At 40.3% G+C, this 23,103-nt stretch carries 17 protein-coding genes and 1 pseudogene; 17 read left to right on the top strand and 1 reads right to left on the bottom strand.

The window, feature by feature from the left end:
* Positions 1-27: 27 nt before the first annotated feature.
* The 17 genes and pseudogenes from EGC80_RS03060 to tnpC all read left to right on the top strand — a co-directional run bounded on the left by EGC80_RS03060 (position 28) and on the right by tnpC (position 22,114).
* Positions 28-582, top strand: a complete 555-nt coding sequence (locus EGC80_RS03060; RefSeq protein ID WP_124013704.1) for a tetratricopeptide repeat protein — start codon at positions 28-30, stop codon at positions 580-582.
* Positions 583-1,024: 442 nt separating this feature from the next.
* A complete protein-coding gene (locus tag EGC80_RS03055) occupies positions 1,025-2,026 on the top strand; it encodes a nucleotidyltransferase domain-containing protein (protein ID WP_124014223.1) in 1,002 nt (333 codons plus the stop codon).
* Entirely contained in the window at positions 2,023-3,717 is a 1,695-nt protein-coding gene (locus EGC80_RS03050; protein WP_124014224.1) for a ThiF family adenylyltransferase, read from the top strand. The genes EGC80_RS03055 and EGC80_RS03050 overlap by 4 nt, the downstream gene beginning before the upstream one ends.
* Positions 3,717-4,202 (top strand): Mov34/MPN/PAD-1 family protein, encoded by a 486-nt coding sequence (locus EGC80_RS03045; RefSeq protein ID WP_124014225.1) that lies wholly within the window; start codon positions 3,717-3,719, stop codon positions 4,200-4,202. The genes EGC80_RS03050 and EGC80_RS03045 overlap by 1 nt, the downstream gene beginning before the upstream one ends.
* Complete coding sequence (locus tag EGC80_RS03040) at positions 4,195-5,280, top strand: SAVED domain-containing protein (RefSeq protein ID WP_124014226.1); 1,086 nt, start codon at positions 4,195-4,197, stop codon at positions 5,278-5,280. The genes EGC80_RS03045 and EGC80_RS03040 overlap by 8 nt, the downstream gene beginning before the upstream one ends.
* A 778-nt stretch (positions 5,281-6,058) precedes the next feature.
* Positions 6,059-7,531 (top strand): group II intron reverse transcriptase/maturase, encoded by a 1,473-nt coding sequence (gene ltrA, locus EGC80_RS03035; protein WP_124014227.1) that lies wholly within the window; start codon positions 6,059-6,061, stop codon positions 7,529-7,531.
* A gap of 668 nt (positions 7,532-8,199) precedes the next feature.
* A complete protein-coding gene (locus EGC80_RS03025) occupies positions 8,200-8,505 on the top strand; it encodes a hypothetical protein (protein ID WP_124014228.1) in 306 nt (101 codons plus the stop codon).
* A gap of 129 nt (positions 8,506-8,634) precedes the next feature.
* A complete protein-coding gene (locus EGC80_RS03020) occupies positions 8,635-9,234 on the top strand; it encodes a hypothetical protein (RefSeq protein WP_124014229.1) in 600 nt (199 codons plus the stop codon).
* 64 nt (positions 9,235-9,298) lie between these two features.
* Positions 9,299-10,186: an AbiTii domain-containing protein gene (locus tag EGC80_RS03015; protein ID WP_124014230.1), complete on the top strand. Its 888-nt coding sequence runs from the start codon at positions 9,299-9,301 to the stop codon at positions 10,184-10,186.
* A 926-nt stretch (positions 10,187-11,112) separates the two neighbouring features.
* Positions 11,113-12,408 carry a carbohydrate porin gene (locus tag EGC80_RS03010; RefSeq protein ID WP_124014231.1) on the top strand — a complete coding sequence of 432 codons (1,296 nt, stop codon included), beginning with the start codon at positions 11,113-11,115 and terminating at the stop codon, positions 12,406-12,408.
* A 490-nt stretch (positions 12,409-12,898) separates the two neighbouring features.
* The gene (ptsP, locus tag EGC80_RS03005; RefSeq protein ID WP_124014232.1) at positions 12,899-15,490 is read left to right on the top strand and encodes a phosphoenolpyruvate--protein phosphotransferase; all 2,592 of its coding nucleotides are present in this window, start codon (positions 12,899-12,901) and stop codon (positions 15,488-15,490) included.
* A gap of 37 nt (positions 15,491-15,527) precedes the next feature.
* Positions 15,528-17,279 carry a PTS glucose transporter subunit IIBC gene (gene ptsG, locus EGC80_RS03000; protein ID WP_124014233.1) on the top strand — a complete coding sequence of 584 codons (1,752 nt, stop codon included), beginning with the start codon at positions 15,528-15,530 and terminating at the stop codon, positions 17,277-17,279.
* Positions 17,280-17,847: 568 nt separating this feature from the next.
* Positions 17,848-18,894 carry an oxidoreductase gene (locus EGC80_RS02995; RefSeq protein WP_124014234.1) on the top strand — a complete coding sequence of 349 codons (1,047 nt, stop codon included), beginning with the start codon at positions 17,848-17,850 and terminating at the stop codon, positions 18,892-18,894.
* A gap of 375 nt (positions 18,895-19,269) precedes the next feature.
* Positions 19,270-19,838, top strand: a pseudogene (locus EGC80_RS02985) (DUF5677 domain-containing protein).
* 36 nt (positions 19,839-19,874) lie between these two features.
* Positions 19,875-20,177 (top strand): IS66 family insertion sequence element accessory protein TnpA, encoded by a 303-nt coding sequence (gene tnpA, locus EGC80_RS02980; protein ID WP_124693449.1) that lies wholly within the window; start codon positions 19,875-19,877, stop codon positions 20,175-20,177.
* A complete protein-coding gene (tnpB, locus tag EGC80_RS02975) occupies positions 20,174-20,524 on the top strand; it encodes an IS66 family insertion sequence element accessory protein TnpB (RefSeq protein WP_124011564.1) in 351 nt (116 codons plus the stop codon). Before tnpA ends, tnpB begins: the two co-directional genes overlap by 4 nt.
* An 84-nt stretch (positions 20,525-20,608) precedes the next feature.
* Positions 20,609-22,114 carry an IS66 family transposase gene (gene tnpC, locus EGC80_RS02970; protein WP_124011563.1) on the top strand — a complete coding sequence of 502 codons (1,506 nt, stop codon included), beginning with the start codon at positions 20,609-20,611 and terminating at the stop codon, positions 22,112-22,114.
* Here the strand turns inward: tnpC and EGC80_RS02965 are convergent.
* Positions 22,021-23,001: an IS630 family transposase gene (locus tag EGC80_RS02965; protein ID WP_124693457.1), complete on the bottom strand. Its 981-nt coding sequence runs from the start codon at positions 22,999-23,001 to the stop codon at positions 22,021-22,023. The genes tnpC and EGC80_RS02965 overlap by 94 nt on opposite strands.
* Positions 23,002-23,103: the final 102 nt, after the last annotated feature.

Genomic DNA, 23,103 nt, shown 5'->3' with positions numbered 1-23,103 from the left:
GGTAGTGCACATTTTCATATCGGAATTATGCATAAAGATGGCTCGATAGCCGGTAAGATTGATTTTATACAAGCATTTGAAGCTTTTTCTTCTGGAGCTAGTTTAGGAGATCGCCCTTCGCAGATCTTTTTGGCATCAGCATATGAAACTGGAGAAGGCGTTAAGATTAACTATAAAGAAGCTCTTAAGTGGCATTTGGCCGCCGCACAAGATAACGATACAGAACAGCTCAAAGTCTGTGATTATTATACAAATGGTTGGGGAACGAAAATAGACTACAAAAAATCGTTTGAGTATTGTAGGCGAGCATCAATAAATGGTAATGCGGAAGCAACGCAAAGATTAGCCAATCATTTCTATAGAGGATGGGGCGTTGAGAAAAATATAATGAAAGCCTATAGTCTCTTAATCGTATCGAAAGAACTAGGCAATACTTCTGTAGATAAATACCTATCTTACATTAAGACTTTGTTGTCAGAAGATGAAATACTCAAGTCACAAGGGGAAGTTGAGTTTTGGCTTGAAGAAATAACTATCAAGGAATTGCAAAATATCCATCTAAAAAGGACGTCTGGACTTTAGAATTAAGCTTTACTAAAGTTTAAAACAGCCATACTTCGTCTAACCCAAACAAGCATGATTAGAGTCATAGTCCTAAAGCGTTTATGCCCCAATATCATTTAGAGTTAAAGCTCATTCAAACTTCATTCATTTGAGTTTTCCATACGAAAAATAATGTGAGATTAATCGTTTCCAGAGAACTAGCGACTTACAAGAGTCCATCGCTAGTTATCAACGTCCACAGCAGCATTTACACTTGGATTTATTGTCTTTCCGATTTGGCCATACCTAGTACTATAATTTTTATCAAACCAATGATCACTTCAACTACGATGCGTTAGAAGTAATATTTGTATGCCAGTCCGATCTATTTACTTATCATGATGCTTTTCCTCAATCATCTGATATATTGGTATAAATATGAAATTATTATGCATAATCGATTTGTTAAAAGGAGTTTACAGTGGCGACATTGCAGGAAGAGTTTAGAGTATTTCATGATGAAATTAGACTTGGTACGTATGATGAAGACCAAAATCTCAGAGACAAGAGGGATACCCTCATTAGAGAATTACGTAATGAGCTTAAAGATGAAAAAATTCCTGATACAGAGAGGTCCTTAACCTTCACTAAGCTTGATCAAGGCTCATACGCTATGAGGACAGGTATTAAGCCAATAAATGATGATTATGATATTGATGTTGGGGTTGTGTTTGACATTACCAATGATGAGTACTGCTCTCGCAATCTAAAAAAGTTAGTTTTTGATGCTCTTAATAAGCGACATAAGAGAACAGTAAAATATAATAAACCCTGTATTACAGTCGAGTACGCTGACGGCTACCATGTGGATTTGGCAATTTACTCTAATAATAACAATGATTTACATATAGCCTGGGGGAGGAGTACAGCGACAGAACAGAAGTGGTATGAGTCAGATCCTAAAGGTCTGAAGCGTTGGGTATCAGACGTATCGAATAATGCAGAATACTCAAAACAGTTCAGATGCTGTGTTCGTTACCTAAAAAAATGGAAGGCGAAACACTTCACAAGTATCGGGAATACCGCACCACCGTCGATAGGGTTAACTGTTCAGGCTAGACAGCACTTTATCTTCAACAAAGATAATGACCTTACATCTCTAATCAATATAGTAAGAAAGATTAAGTCCGATTTTAGTATGCAATTTGATCTGGATGATTTTATTCTAAAAAGAAGCATAAGTTACAAGCTTCCTCAGAAACCATATAAAAACATATATTATAAAATGTCTCTTTTACAGCAGGATCAATTCTATGAAAAGTTAGTATCATTAGAAGAGGCTCTTTGCGAAGCTCGTGATGAAAATTCAGAGCAAGCAGCGAGTCTTATACTTCGAAAAGTATTTGGCAAAGACTTTCCTTTGGTGGAAAATATAAAGCGGGCAGATATTAGACCCGTGATAGGTACAGGTTTTAATGCATGATAGAATTAGAACTAGATGACTTATATGACAATTTAAATACAGCCTGTCTAATCAGTAATGTAAAGAATAAACCATTTACTTATACCCACGAGCTTCAAGGGAATAAAAAAATATGGTTTGTAGAATTAGAATATACTGCAGACTTTCCAAAGGTGCTCCCTCGAGCAAAGCTGTTGAATAATGAGTGTATTGGAAAAATCCCTCACGTTAATAATCAGGGGACGATTTGTTATCAGGAAGAAGAAGGTATACTAATAAATTACCATGATCCTTTGTCGGTGTTAGATTATATTCTTACTTCTATAGCAAATGCTTTAGACCGATGGTCTCTGAAAATATTTATAGATGACTTATTTGAAGAGTACGAAGGGTATATTCAGGCAGATTGCAAAAGAGTTAACTCACTTTGCTCTCCTGTTAGTGTTATAAATGAGGCTTACCTTAAGGTAAAGAAGTTGAAAGATGGGTCTTATGAACCTTTCTTGTTATATGAACATCAGGATGATATTCCTATAAGTTATAGTGATATTAGTGATACGAACTCCCTTCAAGTAATTAAAGTTCTTTGCATCAACTTTGAAAGGTTTTGCTATCCTCCAAAAGATGTATTCACATCCCATTATTTTAAGGAAAATAAATCTTCACTTTCAAACTGTGAAGTTAGTAGAATCGATAAGTATATAAAAAAAGTAAAAAGTAAAAGAAGCCATTTTATTTACTTAACTTTTCCAAGAGGAGGTGATTTTAGAGCACAAGTATTATTAAAGTTTGTTTCTGAAAAGTCTGACTTACACCCATTATTAGATGATAATGTGGAGTGGGAAGTAACATCATTCCTGCAGAATAGAATAAATAAAACTTATTTATTAGAAAGAGGAGGAGCAAATACTAACCTTCAGAGCTCTCATGTAGCGGTGATTGGTTGCGGTTCAGTGGGCTCTGAAGTTGCGTTGATGCTATCTAAATCGGGCGTTGGCAAACTTACTTTGATTGACTCAGACTGGCTTGATACTGACAATATATATAGACATCGATTGGGAGGGGAGGCATTAAAATATAATGCGATTGATAATAAAGGGAAAGTCGAAGGAATTCCAAAGGTGGCAAAGGTGCACTGTTTAAGTAATTACATAAAAAGTAATATTCCTTTCATCGACATTGAGCCCATAGCAGCTAAAGCTGAAATAGTATTAAGAAATGTCACAATAGATAAAGTTGATGTAGTCATTATAGCAATCGGCTCCCCTTCGGAGAGTCTACATATTAATGCTTTATTAAAAAGTCGTGGGATAGCTAAAGTTGTACACTGTTGGAATGAAGCGGCTAGTGTTGGTGGACATTCAGTTAAATTTAACATGACGGATTGTTGTCTAGAGTGTTTGTATACACCGCATGCTAGAACCGTTCAGCCCATAGTATATTCTTTGATAAAACCAGGGCAGAACATATCAAAGAATCTGACTGGATGTGCTGGTGTATTTACACCGTTTTCTTATTTAGACTCATCAAAAACCGCTATTATTGCCTCAAATCAATGTATAGAGTTTCTAGAAGGTAAATGTAATTCAAGCATTAGAAGCTGGAAAAATAACGACTTTGCAAAATACCCAACAACAGAATACTTCGATTCGTTCTCATTTGAGACATCTTCTGAGATAGTAAAATCTCAATACTGTAGTGTTTGCAACTAATGAAAGAGTACCTTCTAGAGGTTAAAGAATTTGGTTCTATAAGAATTCCAAACAATATAATTGAACGAATATCAACTTTTAGACAACTTGACTCTATGGACTCCGAATCTGGTGGGGTTCTTTTAGGCTCTCATTTGAATTCTATTGGCAGGCTAAAAATTACAGACTTTACGACTCCACTTAAGAATGACCGGCAGACTCGAAATAGCTTCTTTAGATCTAATCAACATAATATTGAAGTACAAAAGGTTTGGAAAGAAAGTTGTAGAAGAGTTACGTTTTTAGGGCTTTGGCATACACACGCAGAAGATATCCCTACACCGTCATCTGTAGATATAGATGATTGGAAGGTGACTCTTAGGACTTCTTTATACGATGGTGAAGGACTAGTTTTTTTAATTATAGGAAATAAATCAGCAAAATTTTGGTTTGGTTTCAAAAAATCACGTCAAATCGATTACATAGGAGAAGTTAGCTTTGAGTGATAAAACGTGGGGAAGGATACAGTGGGTTTTTATAACAATAGTTACTTTGTTTAAGAAGCGTTACCCACTAATGTCTTCAGGGGTTGCACTTTTAGTATTTTCATACCCATTAAAATTATTATTTGAATATACAATCAATCTTAATCTAAATGGCAGTGAAGCTCCAAGTTGGCTTAGAGAAATTGGAATGACGGTAGAGAGAAGTAATGGTTTTAGTAATATATCAGGCCTATTATCTGCGGTTGCTGGTATGTTACTGATATGTTCTCAACTGTATGTAATATTCAACAATGCAAGGAGCAAATCAAGAGTTTTTATTACAGGCATGAACGCCGGTGATATAAAGTTCCCTGATGAACTGATACCAGAAATTGAAAGAATGGATGTAAGGGAAACCGTTAATCTTGGTTTAAGTGAAAATGTTAATGCAGTTGACTTTATAAATGAATCTGTAGAGATGTTTAATGCAGAACAGAAAGTAGATATTTACAATAGATTCATTTTTAATGGCGGATGTGAAAAACTCTATCTTGGTGGTCTTCACAGGATCCCTTTATTGGTAGCTTATGGAACTAGGTTTAGAGCTAATACAAAAAACATTTTATTCTTTGATAAAGTTCAGGAAAGCGGTAACTGGTCGTTACTTACTGAAGAAAATAAAAATATCCAATTAGATATAATAGGAGATGATACTGTACCAAATGAAAATGGTAACGTTGGAATCGCTATCGGATTTACATTTCCTATTACTGAAGCACAACTACCTGATGAGTTCAAAGGTCATACGCTATTTATAAAGCCTAACTGCGATGTTGGTCACAACTTGATTATGAATCAAGATAATCTTTTAAGTATTTGCCACGAGATTAAAGAGGAAGTTAGCAGGTTGTCCTCTGATAATGCTGTAAAGAAAATTCATTTCTTTCTCTGCGTACAAAGTTGTGTAGCACTAGCTCTAGGAACTAAATACCAGGAAGGTATGCATCGTAATTGGGTAATACATAATTATAATGGCCATAAAGGGGAGTACGATTGGTTTTTGGAAGTAGAACCTAATAAGGTTTCTACGAATCATTAGACATTACTCTATAATTTAGAAAGCCATGATTAAAAGAAGGCCTCGTAATCGTAAGGGTCTAGTGGTTTAGCAAAACTGGCCAATACTTTGTAGTCAATTGAAGTGTTTGGCATAGAATAAGTTATCAGAAAGTTCAGCTGCACTTGTTCATCGTAACTCGGAATTGTCCAGGTACGGCTTAGAGTGACCGCTCTAAATCGTTATTGCCCGTGCGACCTGAGGTCGTATGAAGCGCTGTTCACCGCGATAAGAGTGAACCATCTGTATCACCAGATGACCCTAAGACTCTGAATAAAGCAGCGAGTCTGACAATGTAACGAAGTCCATTGGACGGGAACAGAATCGTGAGAGGACGTTCTTCCTGATAACCACAATCGGGTAAGTGCTAGGGTGTCAGTATGATGAACATAAGTGAATCCATATAAGGTGCGTTATACGATGAACAGCGGAAGTGGTTAATACGCTGTGGCCAAAAGGCACGAGAGTTGGAAAGAGATTGGGCAGTGCTCTTTCGTGATCAAATAACTCTCCGCACTAGAGTGGGCATCTAACCTGACGTTGCGCGACATACGGAACAGGGTAAGCCTGTATCACTCCCTTTGGGGAAAGTGACCTGTGAAGGCTACCGATAGTAATGCAGGTAAAGGAGGCTAGAAAAAGCGAATGCCGCATTGTAATAATGCGGATACTGATTTTATCTGGCGCGAAAGCGAGCTGACTTCTAGCTGGTCTCCCGTTGCAAGAAAATTTGAGGAACTTTATTAATGGAGAAACGCAAATGATGGCTTCAAACGAAGTTAGTGCATCTCCTGACAATGCTCAATGGCAATCCATTAACTGGAGAGTGGTTAAGCAACATGTATTAAAGCTTCAAATGCGCATTGCAAAAGCAACCCGAGAAGGTAAACACGGCAAGGCGAAAGCGTTGCAGTGGATACTCACCCACTCTACATCAGCAAAATTGCTTGCTGTTAAAAGAGTTTCTCAAAATAAAGGCAGCAAAACACCTGGAATCGACGGCATCATTTGGAACAGTGATGCTCGTTGTATAGGTGCGGTCAATCAACTGAGCCGAAAAGGCTATCATGCCAAACCGCTCAGGCGTATCTACATCCCCAAGAAAAACGGCAAGCTCAGACCTTTAGGCATTCCCTGCATGATAGACAGAGCGCAACAAGCGCTTCATCTTCTAGCCTTGGAGCCTATTTCGGAAACGGTGGCCGACCTCAATAGCTATGGCTTTCGACCTAACCGAAGTACAGCAGATGCAATTGCACAGTGCTTCAAATGTTTATGTATGAAGCGCTCTAGCCAATGGGTTCTTGAGGGTGACATCAAAGCTTGTTTCGATAAGATAGGTCATCAATGGCTCATCGACAACATTCAATTAGATAAGCGAATGCTGAAACAATGGCTTGGTTGTGGTTTTGTTGACAAAGGATTGTTCTATAAGACAGCGGAAGGAACACCACAAGGTGGGATAATATCTCCTACTCTTATGCTGCTCACGCTTGCTGGATTAGAACAATTGGTTAAGTCTATTGCCTGTAAAACAGGTAATAGAGTCAACTTTATCGGATATGCAGACGATTTTGTTATCACAGGTTCTTCGAAGGAAGTGCTCGTTAATGAAATCAAGCCGCAACTAATTGGTTTTCTACAGGAAAGAGGCTTAACACTCTCTGATGAGAAAACGCACATAACTCATATCGATGATGGTTTTAACTTTCTGGGATTCAATCTTAGAAAGTACAAAGGCAAACTGCTCATTAAACCGAGCAAGAGCAACGTTCTATCATTTTTGAGTAATCTACGTGAATTCATCAGAAAACATCCAACAATCCCCGTTAACGATTTAATCAAAATATTGAATCCGAAGCTGAGAGGATGGGCGAATTATTATCGTCATTGTGTGGCAAAGCGAACTTTCGATTATGTAGGCCATCAACTTTTCTGGTTGTTATGGCGATGGGCGGTAAGGCGTCACCCAACGAAAAGTAAGGACTGGGTACGTCGAAAATACTACATGAATCGGATAGGTGGGTGGCAATTCCACGGCTGGCAGAAAATCGCCAACATGGACTGTCATTTTAATCTGGTTCAGATAGCTCAAACGCCAATAAAGAGACATGTGAAAATCAGGAGTGCATCAACGCCATTCGATCCTCAATACCTAGCCTATTTGGTTAAGAGGAAACCGAAAAAGCAAAGTCGCAATTCTTGGCTCGATCCTGTTTTGGCTGCTATGTAGGGTGCTGGGTAACAGAATACGCCTTAGTGGAGGCTTGAGCCGTATGCAGTGAAAGTTGCACGTCCGGTTCTTAGGAGGGCGGCACTTGGTAACAAGTGCCGCCTATCCGACCAAAATGCGTTAGTGATAGCACTGAGGCGGTTTAGAGCCAACCAAAAGCGCCTTATTTTTTCAAATCTTTCTTGGCCGCTTTACTTGCCGCCCAAAAGGCTGATTGCCTATACAGGTATAACTGATTTGCCCCAAATTGAGATGATTCTGGCGTCAAAGGATGCGTAAAATTAGCTTTTACGCATAGATAATTTTGTAACATTCGAGAAAACCCACAGATATCAATCTACTAAGAAATATTAAAAAGTGTTGTATAGGCCTCGTAAACAAAGACGCATTCTTTGTCCGGCAGCATTATTTATGTGTTCTAGACAAATATTGCATTTACAACAATGACTTAGCGATGCTATCTTTGGAGTATGAATTGAGCAGCCTGGAACGTTATCGTGCTGCTATTGAATATGGCGTTAGATTTATTCGGAGATTATATGCTCGCGTATCTAAAGTATCGAAAAGAGCTGCATTCTTAAAAAAAAGAAGTTGCGAAGCTTGAAAAGGAATACGTTGAAATAGAAAAAAGTTATGAAGGTAAAGATGATCAAGGACATTTATCTTTTTTGTCTTCTCAGCAACATGATTTAGACATGTGGATAGAGTACATAAAAACTGCATATTTTAAATATAAAGCTGACTCATTACTTATTCCAATGCCTGCTCAAGATGACGCACTTATGTTCACCACTCATGACTTTGGTGATGAGAGTGGATCAGTTAAAATTTTAACGTTAAATGGTATTCATTATTTGAGGTCTAAAATAAGAGACGAACAAAAGGCAAAACGTGAGGTAATCGCTTTCTACTTCACTTTATGTACTGGTTTAATTGGTGCTGCAATCGGACTTGTTTCTGTGCTAAAAAAATAAATCTACAAGTCAAATCACAGGACGCATAACTACTGTCGCGTTTTTTCTGAAAACCAAAAGCAGCAAAAATAGCGCCAACTTACGCGCCAGTGTTTGATGCGTTATATTTCAGGATAGATCGAGGTAAACATGGATATCTACATCACGCCACCGGAAGGTATGAAAACAGTCATGTGTGACAACAAGCCAATAGGCTATGTCAAAGATGTCGATGACCAAGAGGAAGCCGCGAGGCTAGCCCTAGAACTCCTTAAATCAAAAGGGTTTTGGCGAGATATACCCAAATCAGAGACTATCTATAATCAGGCTCAATCGTTCGCAAATGCATCTGCGCATATATATGAAAAGGATTTAAAGTCATTACCCAGAAATCCCCAAGGCATTTGCCCATTTGTTGTTAACGCAGCCTTCAGTGCTGAAATGTATCTCAAGTGCCTTCTAGAAATTCATGGCGAAGTCAAAGAGACTCATGTTCTAACTGCATTATTTAAGTCGTTACCGAATAAGGTAAAAGATAGAATAAACAAAAATAGTAAAGCTTTTGAAAGCAGGTACGAGGTAGAGAGCGGGATTCTATTTAAAGACCATCTCAAAAGCATAAATCATGCTTTCGTTAACTGGCGCTACATCTACGAAAAAAGTACGGAGTCAGTGAATATCCAGCAAACAATCTTTGTATTGCAGGTACTGCATGAAACCGCTGCCGTAGAACTGGGAATAAAAACATAACAAGCATAGGCAAGCGACGCATAAACCCGTACGCCTGCTACGAACGTTAAATTTACGGAGAAGTATGAGTTCAATTATTCTAGAAATACAAGCAGATGCATTGAATGACAATATTTCAATTCAGTCTTTGCTACGGAAAGCGTATACAGTATCTATTAAACTATCTATTGAAGAATCAAGGCAGTGGATAGAATCAGAAATGAATGGCTATATTGCGGGAAGTAATGTTCCACTGTACAGACAAATTAAAGGTGCACTTCGTGCTTTTAACCCTGTAAGGGGGCTTATTCCTGTACAGATCGATGACGATGAAATTGAAAATTCATTATCAGTCTTTCACTTTCGTCAGTCCGTTGGTGAAATTGAAAGTATTATCGATAAGCATGGTAAAGGGTTTTCTATTCCATTTACGGGTGAACAACTAGCCTCGTTACAAAACTTTATGAATAGTGACTTCCCTTTCCGGCTAAGTTACTCAGCGACGTCATTAATTCCAATTGTTGATAGTGTACGAAATACGATCCTTCAGTGGGCTTTAAAGCTGGAACAAGAGGGTGTTACTGGTGAAAATCTGAGTTTTAGTCCTGATGAGGTTAAAAGAGCAAGTATGAGTACAAACATTAATATAGCAAATTTTCAAGGTGTATTGGGAGACGTAAAGGATAGCGAGTTGACTCAAAATCTAAACCTTACCATTACTGAATCTAATAATTTTGAACAATTAGCAAAGTATTTAACTGAACATCAAATAGAAAAGTCTGATATTGCAAATTTGAAGTCCGCTATTGAGGCGGACGGTGAGCCTTCTGCCAGCGAGCAATTTGGTTCAAAGGTTAGTTCGTGGATTGGGAATATGGTGTCTAAGGCAGCCGATGGTAGCTGGTCAATTTCTCTTGCTACTGCTGCAAATGTATTAGGGGTAGGTATTAGTAAGTTTTATGGTTTGTCGTAATAGTAAATTTAACAGTGCAAATCAATGAGACGCATAACGGCTGTCATCGTTTTTGCGGCGTTAATCTCAGTTTCGCCATACTTGTTATAATGCGAACCATAAACTTTAAAGCCTAAGCTCTAACGCATTTTTGTCCAGAAATGAGTTAAGCCACACTTATTAACAGTGTGTATTAACTTCCAGAAAGCTTGCTATACCTACTTTGCTAGATTAAAGCCAACACTTAAAATGATCTATTAATATGTTGTAATAAAACTATACGCCGGATGATACTAATTGATGGTTTTAGTTTTATGCGGGTTTATGCTTTAATTTTATGTAAGGTTATGTTTATAAAATATAATAAGTGTTTGATTTTACTGTTGTCATTATGCATTATTATGGTAGAAGCAACACAATTGTTGGTGAGTTAACTGCCCAAGTTAATCAGTCAATCAATATCGTCCGCAATAAGAGCAATAAAACCCACATATTTGGCATGATGATATGGCCTCAGATGTAAGGTTGCGTTTTATTCTTTGTAAGTGGTACTCATAACCGCAAACTCTCCATCACTCCATCTCACGGGTATATAGCCTCACTAGCACCTGTAACTCCTTCCAAGTGAGTTTTTCTGCCAACGTATCCGTTGGCAATCCTGTTCATCTATGCGCTCCCACTAGAATCTATATTGCGTTAGAAACATTGTTTGTTATGCAAACTAAAAGCCAACTAAATTCAAGAGTGTCTGAAAGAACAGTGGCAATTTTCAACATGAGATCACGCGCTCATAATCAACACATTCAGATTGGTATGTAAATTAATTACTGTATTCTCGTTTTGTAATTACTATTTTTTTTAAACAAAATAACGATTTTGCTACATCAAATAGTGCATTTATTTTTGACGATGCATTGCGCTTTCCAATTGACTAAAAGAAGTATTCAATGAAAAGTATAAATTCTCTCATAACAGCCTCAGTACTGTTACTTATTTGCAATAGTTCAGTACAAGCCGACAATTTCTCTGCGGATAACTATTTGTTCGGTGATATTGGTGGTATTCGTAGCCAGATGCATAATGCCGGTATCGACGTTAGCTTAGGTTATACCTTCGAAACCGGAGGTAACTTAACAGGTGGCCAACATCATGCCACTAGCTATGCCGATCAAACCGTTCTTGGTGTTAACTTCGACCTCGAAAAATTATTAGACTTATCCGATGCCAACTTCCATGTTGCACTGACCAATAGAGGTGGGCAGAGCCAGAATATTAATGATAAAGCTGAAATCGGCCAGTTAATGCAATCTATAGAAGTGTTTGGCCGCGGCAGAGTGACCCGTATTTCTGAGTTTTATTATGAGCAAAAACTACTTAGTGACGACCTCAATATTAAGTTAGGCCGTATGAATGTTGGCGCTGAATTTGGTGCTTTCCAATGTGAATTTGCCTATCTTGGATTCTGTGGATCCCAATTCGGTAATGTTAATTCCACGGTTTACAACTGGCCTATAAGCCAATGGGCGGGTGTCGTCAAGTATAAGCTAGCGCCAGAATGGTATGTAAAGACAGGGGTTTACCAAATGAACCCAAGCTGGCTTAAAAACAGTCAAAATCTTAATTTAGGCAGTCCTCATGGCACTTTGGGAGTGACGATTCCTGTAGAACTTGCTTGGATGCCCAACCTCAATGACTTACCAGGTACTTATAAACTGGGTTATTGGCATGATACCGTTGGAGGTGAAGGTCTTTACTACAATCAAGATGGTAATCCCTTGACTATTGATGGTGGCAAAGCACGTCAACATGACAGTAAAGATGGCGCTTATTTTGTCGCAGAGCAACAGGTTACTTCTGTAGATGGTGATTCTGCCCGCGGTCTTAGTGTGTTCCTTATGGGGACGTTGAACGATCAAGATATCACTACTGTGGATAAATCATTGGCATTGGGGGTGAATTATCAAGGTCCATTTGCTGCTCGTCCGACAGATAAATGGGGCTTAGCCGCTAAATACCTACATGTGAACGATAGCATAGCTGATAGCGCTCAGCTTTATAATGACAATCACGCACTTTATATGCCTATCCAGGAAACAGAGACGGTCATTGCTAGCTATTACAAATTTCAAGTGACTAAGTATTCTGCTATTCGTCCTGAAATTCAGTACATACATAATCCCGGTGGTATCAGTGAGAATAATGATGCTTGGGTAGTCACTCTCAAAGGTGATATTGCATTTTAACTAAAGCTGAAATACAACATGCACTCTAAAACAGCTTAAATTAACGCTAATATAAGTAACCGTTATTGTAGATGTTTTAGATTCGATTATAGATGAATAAACGCAAGGCTAAATACAGAGGTAACGTTTTCAATCTGCGCTGGGGGTTGTTAACATTTTGGGATATTGGTAACAATTAAGTAATTTTGTTACCAATATCATATCTTGGAGATCTGGTTGGGACATCACATCTTACCTTTGGTAAATTAGTGCCAGATCACTAAGGTATTCACTGCAATTATCCGTGATATTTACCTAAAGAATATCGTCGTCCCTACACATTAAGGAGTGGTAATCGTTGGTCTCCTTAAAAATGTTCATTTAGTTGTACTAATAGTCAGATTGATAAGGGAGTAGTGGGTAATCATGTAAGCAGCAGCTTTTCATTTTTACTATTTTCACTGCAAAAAACATTAATATTATTCAGTTAAGTGTTTAATTCGGAGTTCCAATGAATAAAAAAACTTCAACCACAATTCATTTGCTGGCCCCTTTTACGGGGGTGTGCTGTCCACTGAGTCAGGTTCCTGATGCCGCATTTTCTCAAAAGATGGTGGGTGATGGATTAGCGATAGACCCTACAGAAAACATTCTTCACGCCCCATGTGACGCCACCGTTACTCAAATACATCCTTCTAAGCATGCCGTGACTTTATTAACGGCGACTGGCATCGAAATTCTGCTTCATATAGGTGTCGATACCGTTAAATTGAAAGGCGAAGGATTTAAGGAATTAGTGAAAGTGGGTGATGCTGTAAAAGCTAAAACGCCACTGATTGAGCTGGATTTAGATAAAGTGGGTTGCGGTGTAAAAAGTTTGCGTACCGTCATACTGCTCACGGATATGACCAGAATTATTACATTAACACCAACGACTGAACAATTTGTCAACGCGGGCGATCTGTTATTTAGTGCAGAGGTATCAGCGGCAGCTCGTGCTGTAACAAAGTCAGATGACATGGTTAGTTCTGCGCCAATAGTGGTTATTAATCCGACAGGTATTCATGCTCGGCCTGCTGCTGCCATTGTCACTGCGATTAAAGCATTTGACTGTGACGTGATGATTGATAAAGCAGGCAAGCAAGCAAATGCTCGAAGTGTGGTTGGTCTTATGGGGTTAGACATCGCTTTTGGTGAGCAGATTGTTATTCTCGCTAAAGGTAAAGATCAGCAAGCGGCAATAGCAGCATTATCTGAGGCGATAAGCACTGGTTTAGGTGAAGAGGGCGCCGATGCTTCACTTGTGACTAAGAACGTTAAAAGCGACTTCGATCCTTTTTCCGAACCATCACTACTACTACAAACGAGCCAAGATCCACGTCAGCTGATTGGTGTGGAGGCATCTCCCGGTCAAGTTAAAGGGCGTTTATACGTGATTAAAGCTGAAGTGCCTAAGTTTGACACTTTTGCCGACGATGCACAGGTTGAACAGCAAACTTTAGACGATGCAATGAAGGTGGCTAATCAAACCTTAGTCGAACTGGTTGAAGAGCTGCATAACAAGGATATGGGGCAAAAAGCCGATATTTTTGTGGCCCACCAAGAGCTAATGTCAGATCCTGATTTGTACGATGACTGTATTATTGAATTACAGCAAGGTAAGTCGGCCCCTTATGCTTGGAGTAAGAGTATTTGTCGCCAAGCGGACAAACTTGCTGGAATGGAAAACCCATTACTCGCAGGACGTGCCACAGACCTTATCGATGTTGGCAATCGGGTTTCACGCATTATGGCAGGATTGTCTCAAGATACTATTCCGGCTGAACTCCCCGAAAATACTATTTTAGTCGCTAAAGATTTAACCCCTTCAGATACTGCCAAACTAAACCCCGCATTCGTTAAAGGCATTTGCACTACTTTAGGAGGGGCATCGAGCCACAGTGCTATTTTAGCTAGAGCAATGGGTATTGCTGCTATGGCTGGTGTTGAAGCTAAGATCATGACCTTGCACGGTACTGAGGTGTTACTCGATACAGCAAAAGGTTATCTATTATTGTCGCCAACTGAAGCTGAAATTGCGCAACTTGATGTGATTAAAAATGCCGCTGAGCAGCAGAAAGCCTCGGCTTTCGCTCACAAAGATGAGACAGCCGTTACCTTAGATGGAGTGCGATTTGAAATTGCCGGCAATATCGCTAAAGTCAGTGATGCCCAAAAATTAGTTGAAATGGGAGGCGAAGCGGTTGGTTTATTGCGTTCTGAATTCCTTTATCAAGACCAATCAGTTGCACCTTCAGAGGATGATCAGGAACAAGTCTATCGTGCGGTACTGCAAACGTTAGGACAGCGTCCTCTAGTTGTGCGTACGCTAGATGTAGGAGGAGATAAGCCGTTGGCCTATTTACCTTTGCCGAAAGAAGACAATCCATTCCTCGGTGAGCGTGGTATCCGTGTCGGTTTAGATAAGCCCGCAGTATTACGACAACAAGTTCGTGCGCTATTAAAAGCGGCTGAGGCGGGCAACTTACGCATTATGTTCCCGATGGTAGCGTCTTTGTTTGAGCTTAAGTTAGCCAAACAAGTTGTAAAAGAAGAAGCCGAAAAATTGGCTATCGATATTAGTGGGATCCAAATTGGCATCATGATTGAAGTGCCATCGGCTGCCGTGATGGCAGATGTGTTGGCTGAACATGTCGACTTTTTCTCTATTGGTACTAATGATTTGACTCAATATACCTTAGCGATTGATCGTGGACACCCTAAGTTAGCTGCCATTGCTGATGGATTGCATCCTGCAGTATTACGCCTGATCGATATGACGGTTAAGGCCGCGCATGCCAAAGGTAAATGGGCTGGCATTTGTGGTGGATTGGCCGGCGAAAAAGATGCTGTGCCTATTTTGGTCGGCTTAGGTATTGATGAACTGTCTGTGAGTGTGCCTTCAATTCCAGAAGTGAAGCATCAAGTGCGTCATTTAAATCAGCAAGCGTGTCAGCTTATAGCTGCTAAAGCGATGAGCTGTGCAGATGCCAAAGATGTTCGAGCATTAATGCGAGATCCTAATACGTTACTTGCCGTTAAAGGCGATATTGAAAAACGTTGATCACTTGGTAATCTATTAAAATTTCTAAGGTTGTATTATGACATCTAAAACAATAACAGCAGCTAAACCGAAGAAGGCTATGATGAGTGGCGCATTTTCGGTTTTACAAAAAGTGGGTAAATCGGTCATGTTGCCGGTTTCTGTATTACCCGTAGCAGGTATCTTATTAGGCGTTGGGAGCGCAGGTTTTAGTGTGCTCCCCGATATCGTCAATGTGTTAATGGTACAAGCGGGCGAAGCCATCTTTAGCAATATGGGATTGCTATTCGCGATAGGTATCGCGTTAGGATTTGCTAAAAATGATGGTGTGGCTGCTATGGCGGCCTTAGTGGGATATGCCATCATGGTTAAAACCATCGGCGTACTTGAACCTGGTACTGATGTAGGCGTGTTTGGCGGTATGATTGCCGGTGCTATTGCTGCAGCGACCTTTAACCGTTTCTTTAAAATTCAATTACCTTCATATCTTGGATTCTTCTCAGGTAAACGAAGTGTGCCTATTATTACTGGTTTTGGAGCGATCTTTGCGGGAGTTATCTTATCGTTAATTTGGCCTCCGATAGGTAATGCTATTGCTGCATTTTCCCATTGGGCGGCATATCAAAATCCAACATTAGCTTTTGGTATTTATGGTGTGGTTGAGCGTTCGTTAATTCCAGCCGGTTTACACCATGTATGGAACGTACCTTTCTTCTTCGAAGCGGGCAATTGTGTTGACAGTTTAGGTAAACCTGCAACTGGCGTACTGACGTGTTATTTGCAAGCAGACGATGCGAGTCGAGCTGCTGGTAATGGCTTCGGTCAACTTGCGGGAGGCTATTTGTTTAAAATGTTTGGTTTACCTGCTGCTGCAATGGCGATTTGGCATACTGCGCGCCCAGAAAATCGTGTCATGGTCGGTAGTATCATGATTTCGGCAGCGTTAACCGCATTTTTAACCGGAATTACTGAACCCATTGAGTTTGCATTCTTATTTGCCGCACCATTACTTTATGTAGTACATGCGTTAATGGCTGGTCTTGCTTATGTGCTAGTAAATATGTTGGGTGTTGTTCATGGAACCTCCTTCTCGCACGGTTTGATCGATTTTCTTGTTCTTTCAGGTCATTCGCAAAAAATCTGGTTGCTGGTGGTGTTAGGTCTCATTTATGCGGCGCTGTATTACGTGGTGTTTAGATTCTTAATTTTGAAGTTTGACTTGAAAACGCCAGGCCGAATGGATGTCGAATTAGAGCTAGTCTCATCAGAAGGGACAGAAAGAGCGCGTAACTTTATCGAAGCCTTCGGCGGACCAGAGAACCTAGTCAATGTGGATTCTTGTATTACCCGCTTACGGATGGATGTGCGCGATACCAGTAAAGTGGATCAGGCTAGATTGAAGCAGTTAGGCGCCAGTGGCGTGTTGATTTCGGGAAATGCGGTACAAGCTATTGTGGGGACAATCGCCGAAGTGTCACGTACCGAAATTGATGAAATGCTCGCGTCAGGTGGCTATCTTGCTGCGACTCCCACGCCTGTAATAGCAACCGCAACGGTTAACATTTCAGCAAAGGATCGCGAGCAAGCTCAAGCCATCCTGCCACTATTGGGTGACGTGAGTTCATGTCGTGCTATTGCCGATAATCGTTTACGCTTAGAAGTGAAAGATGCCAGTCTATTAGACAGTACCGCCCTTCAAGCCCATGGCATTGAAGCTGTGTTGGTTTTAAATCCGAACTTGGTTCATTTAATTTTTAGTATGAAAACAACAGGACTAGCCAGCGTGTTAAATGAGACTTTTGCCGACTGAAGCTGTTAAGAAGAGGTGATGCAGTCAGATATATGAGTATTACAATATGATGACAGTATTGACCACATGTTAATAGCCAACAATTGAATTTGAAAAGGCTTTTTAGGAAAGTGTTCGATTAGCGTAGAACAGAATAAGCCTCATCAGAAATGATGCGGCTTTTTAATAATTTTATACTCAAGGTTTATATGAGTAATATGTCGATGAACCCACCGAAGCGGGTGAGGGTAAGTTATTGAAAAATTAATTTAAATGGTTTGAAGACTTTGTAAGCTTGTTGGTAAGTTGCCGGGTGTCAGTAATAAAGACAACGTTCTAACATTAAATTATCGATACCTCACACCACTAGAACCCCCCAGTCTGAAGTTTTACAAACTACAATATTTATGCAGTGGTATTGTGACACCGACAGGTTAAAAATGCATTTACATAAATAAGGCAAATTCATTTTTATAATATTAAAAATTCGGTCAGCAAATTGTTATGTAACGGAATTCACAAAATAGAGCAATTTTTATAGGTAGTGACGATGATCAAATTTTTGGTTGCTCACGCTAGGAATTAATTTATGACAAAGATACTCAAAACAGGCATCGTTGGTTACGGCTATGCCGCAAAAACGTTTCATGCACCATTGATTAAGGCTGTATCGGGCCTACAACTCGCCGCAATATCCTCCAGCAATCCGGCAAAGGTGCATATAGACCAACCTGATTTGGCTGTGTTCTCATCCCCCGAAGAGTTATTTTCCTGCGCTGATATAGATTTGGTGGTTATTCCAACTCCCAATGATACGCATTTTCCTCTTGCGGCAGCGGCTCTAGCAGCCGGTAAACACGTAGTTTTGGATAAGCCATTCACTCTCACTACTAGTGAAGGTAAGGAGCTTATTAAGCTCGCTCATCAATATGATCGGCTGCTATCAGTATTTCATAATCGCCGTTGGGATTCCGATTTTTTGACGTTGAAGAAGGTGTTGCGCGAAGGTTCACTAGGCCGTGTGACACATTTTGAATCACACTTTGACCGCTATAGGCCTGAAGTTCAAACGCGCTGGCGTGAGTCGGCTGCTCTAGGAGGAGGTTTGTGGTTTGACTTGGGATCGCATTTACTCGATCAGGCACTGCAGTTGTTTGGTACACCAAAAACAATGTGGTTAGACCTGGCCCAACAACGTGATGGAGCATTCGCAGATGACTGGTTTCATGCCGTGCTGGGATATGACGAAAAGCGGGTAATTCTTCATGGTAGTGCATTGGTTGCTAACCCTGGCCCACGTATGACAGTGCATGGCACTAGTGGCAGCTTTACTAAGTTTGGTCTTGATACGCAGGAGAATGCGCTTAAGTCAGGTCAGCAGCCTGGAACTCCGGGGTGGGGAAACGATCCACTTTCTTGCAAATTATCGCTGAAACACAAAGACGCGATTATCGATCAATACATCATAACGACACCAGGCAATTACCAAGCATATTATGAAGGCATTCGCGATGCGATTTGTCTTGGCAGCCCAAATCCAGTAATGGCAGAGCAGGCCCTTTTGGTCATGAGACTTATTGGACTCGGCATTGACAGCGCTGAAGAAGGTCGTAAGTTGAGAGTGTTTGATCTCTGAGTATACGCACTAAATTTTTATATTATTTTAGAGCAAGAATACTTGCTCAATTAAGGAGAGATTACAGTGTTTGATGAAGTCATTGAATATGCAGAAAGCCTGTTGAATAAAGATGGCAAAGAGTACAACGTTAATGATGTGTTAGATAAAGCCGTAGGTTTGTTTCTCGATTCAAGTCGAGCAAATGAAAAAGCTGAAATAGCTCAACATGGTGCAAACCATCAAAGCTTTATCGAGCGAAATTTAGCCCGTTGGGAAGGTGGCTTTGATAAGTTAGATCTATTTTATATTACAGATCAAGAGGCAGGAGTTGTATTCCAAGAGAATTTTACATCTATTCCTGATTTAGAGAACGATCCGCTACTTGGTGTGTTAATGCGACAACACGCTCATGCTTGTCGAATCACTTCCGAAATAATTCATCTACTGAAAGGTGGCTATGCTGATGGAGCTCTTGCTCGTTGGAGAACCTTGTTCGAAATATCGGTAAATTGCTTAATAATTAACAAGCATGGAAGGATGCAGCCATCGACTTTGTACGTCATGGGCAAATCAAAAATGTCGAAGGCATTGAAGAGTATCAAAAAACGGCACAAGACATGAATCTTGAACCTTATTCTGATGAGTATTTAAATCAAGCTCTTGCTTTGAAAGCTGAACTTGCAGGTGATGAGAAATCCTTCCACTGGGCACGAAAATACGCAAATGGAAGTAAAATCGAAAAGTTACGAAAATACATAGGATTAGGGGCTTGGTCTCATAACTATAAATTGGCAAGTCGAAATATCCACGCTGACTATACCGAAATGCGCTCTCTACTAGGTATGTCTGAAGCATCAGAAGAAGTGTTGTTAGTGGGACAGTCAAATTCAGGTATTACTTATCCTGCCCATTTAACAGTAAGCGCTCAATTAACCGCACATACCAATAATCTTCAAATGTGACATGATTATTTCCTAACTAAATCTAGGAAAATAATCATGTCAAAAAACGATAAAATACAATACTGGCAACGCATTTTTCAGCAGCAAACTGAAAGTAAATTAACCAAAGCTGAATTTTGTAAAACCAATGACTTAACCCTATCTACATTTTATGCGTGGACTAAAAAACTTAACCCGCATTCGTCATCAACTAAGCAAAAAGTGGTGCCGCTGATTTTTCTTGAAATTAAACCTGACCAGCCACTCACGCTGGCATTGCCCAACGGCTATCTGTTTTCTTTTCCAGCCTCATTAGCGCCAAGCAAATTACAACAATTTTTACGCGTGCTATCAGCATGACACCACATAAGCAGATTTATCTTGTTACCGGCCATACCGACATGCGTAAAGCCATTGATGGCTTATCTTTAATCGTCAGTGATGTATTGGAAATGGATCCGTTGAATCAAGCCTGGTTTATTTTTTGTAATCGCCACCGGGACAAAATTAAGATTTTATTTTGGGATACTAATGGTTTTTGGCTTTACTATCGGCGGCTAGAAAAAGGTCGCTTTAAGTGGCCTGGCGCTAACGACGAACAAGACGCGCTGACAATCAACCAGCATCAGCTAAATTGGTTACTATCAGGCTTATCGTTAGAAGTATCCCATGGGCATAAACCCTTAAATGGCCTGACAGTGAGGTGATCATCACTGGATCGCTAAATAGCGGTTGCATGATCAAATACAGCAGGCAAACTAGCGCTATCTATTGGTCTTGAACGCTAATTAATGACAACTGAACAGCCTGATAATATTGAACAACTAAAAAAAATGCTGGCAATGTTGCAGCATGAAAATCAGGTGCTCAATGCTAAAAATAAAGACTTGGAAAACCGCCTTAATATCGCTTTGGAACAATTGCAACTCAACCGCAATAAGCAGTTTGGTCAACGCAGTGAGAAAATGCCGAAAGGCACATTCAATGAAGCTGAGCAGGATCAATCCACAAATAAAAATGAAAATAAACAACAAGGTAAAACGGGTCGAAAACGATTACCTGAGCACCTTGAACGTGAAGAAAGATCTTATACTCTTGACAGCCCTATGTGCGATTGCTGTGGTCATGTGATGCGTGAATGCGGTGTGCAAGAAAGCGAACAAGTCAACATTATTCCAGAGAAGATCAGCGTCATTAAGCACAGGCAAACCAAGTATGCTTGCCGTGAATGTGAAACAACATCAACCAGTACCTCTGTCATTACCGCGCCTAAGCCTGCACAGCCGATCCCCCAGAGTATCGCCAGCCCTGAAGCGCTTGCGGCTGTGGTGACCGCCAAATACTGTGATGCCCTACCGCTTTATCGGTTAACCGACATATTTGCCCGTGGCGGTTTAAATATTAGCCGCGCTACACTGGCCAATTGGTGCATAGCCAGTGCCGAATTAGTTAGGCCGTTAATTGCTGCGATGAAAGCTAATCTACTCGCTCAATCAACGCTGTGCGCAGATGAAACAACGGTGCAAGTATTGGATGAACCAGATAGAAAAGCAGCAACTAAATCCTATATGTGGGTCTATCGCAGCAATGAATTTAGCGATAACCCTGTTGTTATTTATGATTATCAACCGAGTCGTGCACGCAGTTGCCCAGAAGCATTTCTAGCAGATTATGCCGGATATTTACAATGTGATGGTTACAGTGTTTACGACAATATAGAAGGAATAATGCCAGTCGGGTGCTGGGCACACGCCAGACGCAAATTCCACGATGCCTTAGCGGTGCAACCGAAGAAAACCGGCAAAGCAACAGTCGGTATCAATTATATTCAAAAACTGTATGCAATAGAAAAGCGGGCAAAAACATTACCGCCCGATAAGCGAAAATCACTCCGGCAGGAAAAGGCTGAGCCAATCTTAACATCGTTGCATGAATGGTTAGAAAAAAGCGAGAAAACAGTCCTGCCCAAAAGTAAAATTGGGGTAGCAATCAAGTACACATTGAATCAGTGGGAAAAACTGAGGCGTTACCTTGAATCAGGTGAATTAGGCATTGATAATAATGTCACTGAACGCGATATCAGGCCGTTTACGACGGGGCGGAAAAACTGGATGTTCTGCCAATCGGTAAATGGTGCAAAAGCCAGTGCTGCACTTTATAGCTTGGTGATGACTTGCCGTGCCAACGATATTAACCCGTACTTTTACTTCCAAAAACTTTTCACGGAACTGCCACAACGGGATAAATTTGCTGATTTAAGTGATTTATTACCTTGGCATGCCGATCTAAAAGCTTGATGATATCGGGCTCCACCGCTTAATTGACCGCTTACGTTTAAATTTGGACTATAAGGCGGCAGGTAATGCAATGTTATATTCAGATGTTCAGCCTCTTTAACCACTAAGGCATTTCGATGGTATCCAGCGCCATCAAGCACCAAATGGATAACACCACTTGTTGAGTAACGCGCTCTAATTTGGTTTAAAAAATCGATGATGGATGCACCGTTAACCGTTTTGCTATATTGCTCAATGACCGCTTCTGTTAAGTGACCAAGTCGGATTGCACCAACCACGTTAATACGGGTTCGGCTTCCCGTCGTTTCTATCGGTTTATCAACGCCTTTTTTTATCCAGCCAGCGGTGATTTTTGTGGCTTGGGTCGGATGAACCGCATCCATAAATAATAACGGTTCATCAGGGGTTAACGAGGATTTTAGTTGCTCATAATATTCAATGAAAGCCGTTTGTTTGTCTTCATCAAATTTGTGAGGAACCCCTTTAGGGTTTTTATAGCTGAACTGATGTTTATGCAGCCATTTATTGAGGCCTGACACTGTGTACTTAATCTGAAATTGTTCTGAGATATAAGCGACTATTTGATGGCTATGCAAGTAGGTCACCTCACACAGGTGTGCAATCAATAGTTCAGTTTGCTCTTGACTCAGATAACTTAAGGAGCCGCCACTATTACACGTGAGTTTTTGGTCGTGAGCATAGGCATCAATGTATCGAACTACGGTCGTTTCGTGAATACGTAACGCTTGGGCAATCATTGGCGTTGGCCAATTTTCATCGCGTAGTAAAATGGCTTTAATGCGATCACACTCACGCCTATCACTCGAGCTTTTATATCGAGTTTCCAATGCTACTTTTTGTTCTGGCGAGAGTGTAATTTGTTTCATAGGGCTATGATGATCCCATTTGGGACAAAATCAAGCATTTTCAATGATCACGGGTATAGATCCAAAGAAGAGAGTTTCAGGTCATATTCGATCATTGAAGCC

The organism is Shewanella psychromarinicola (assembly GCF_003855155.1).
In the GTDB taxonomy this organism is placed as follows: domain Bacteria; phylum Pseudomonadota; class Gammaproteobacteria; order Enterobacterales; family Shewanellaceae; genus Shewanella; species Shewanella psychromarinicola.
This window is presented reverse-complemented; position numbering and strand designations above follow the sequence as displayed.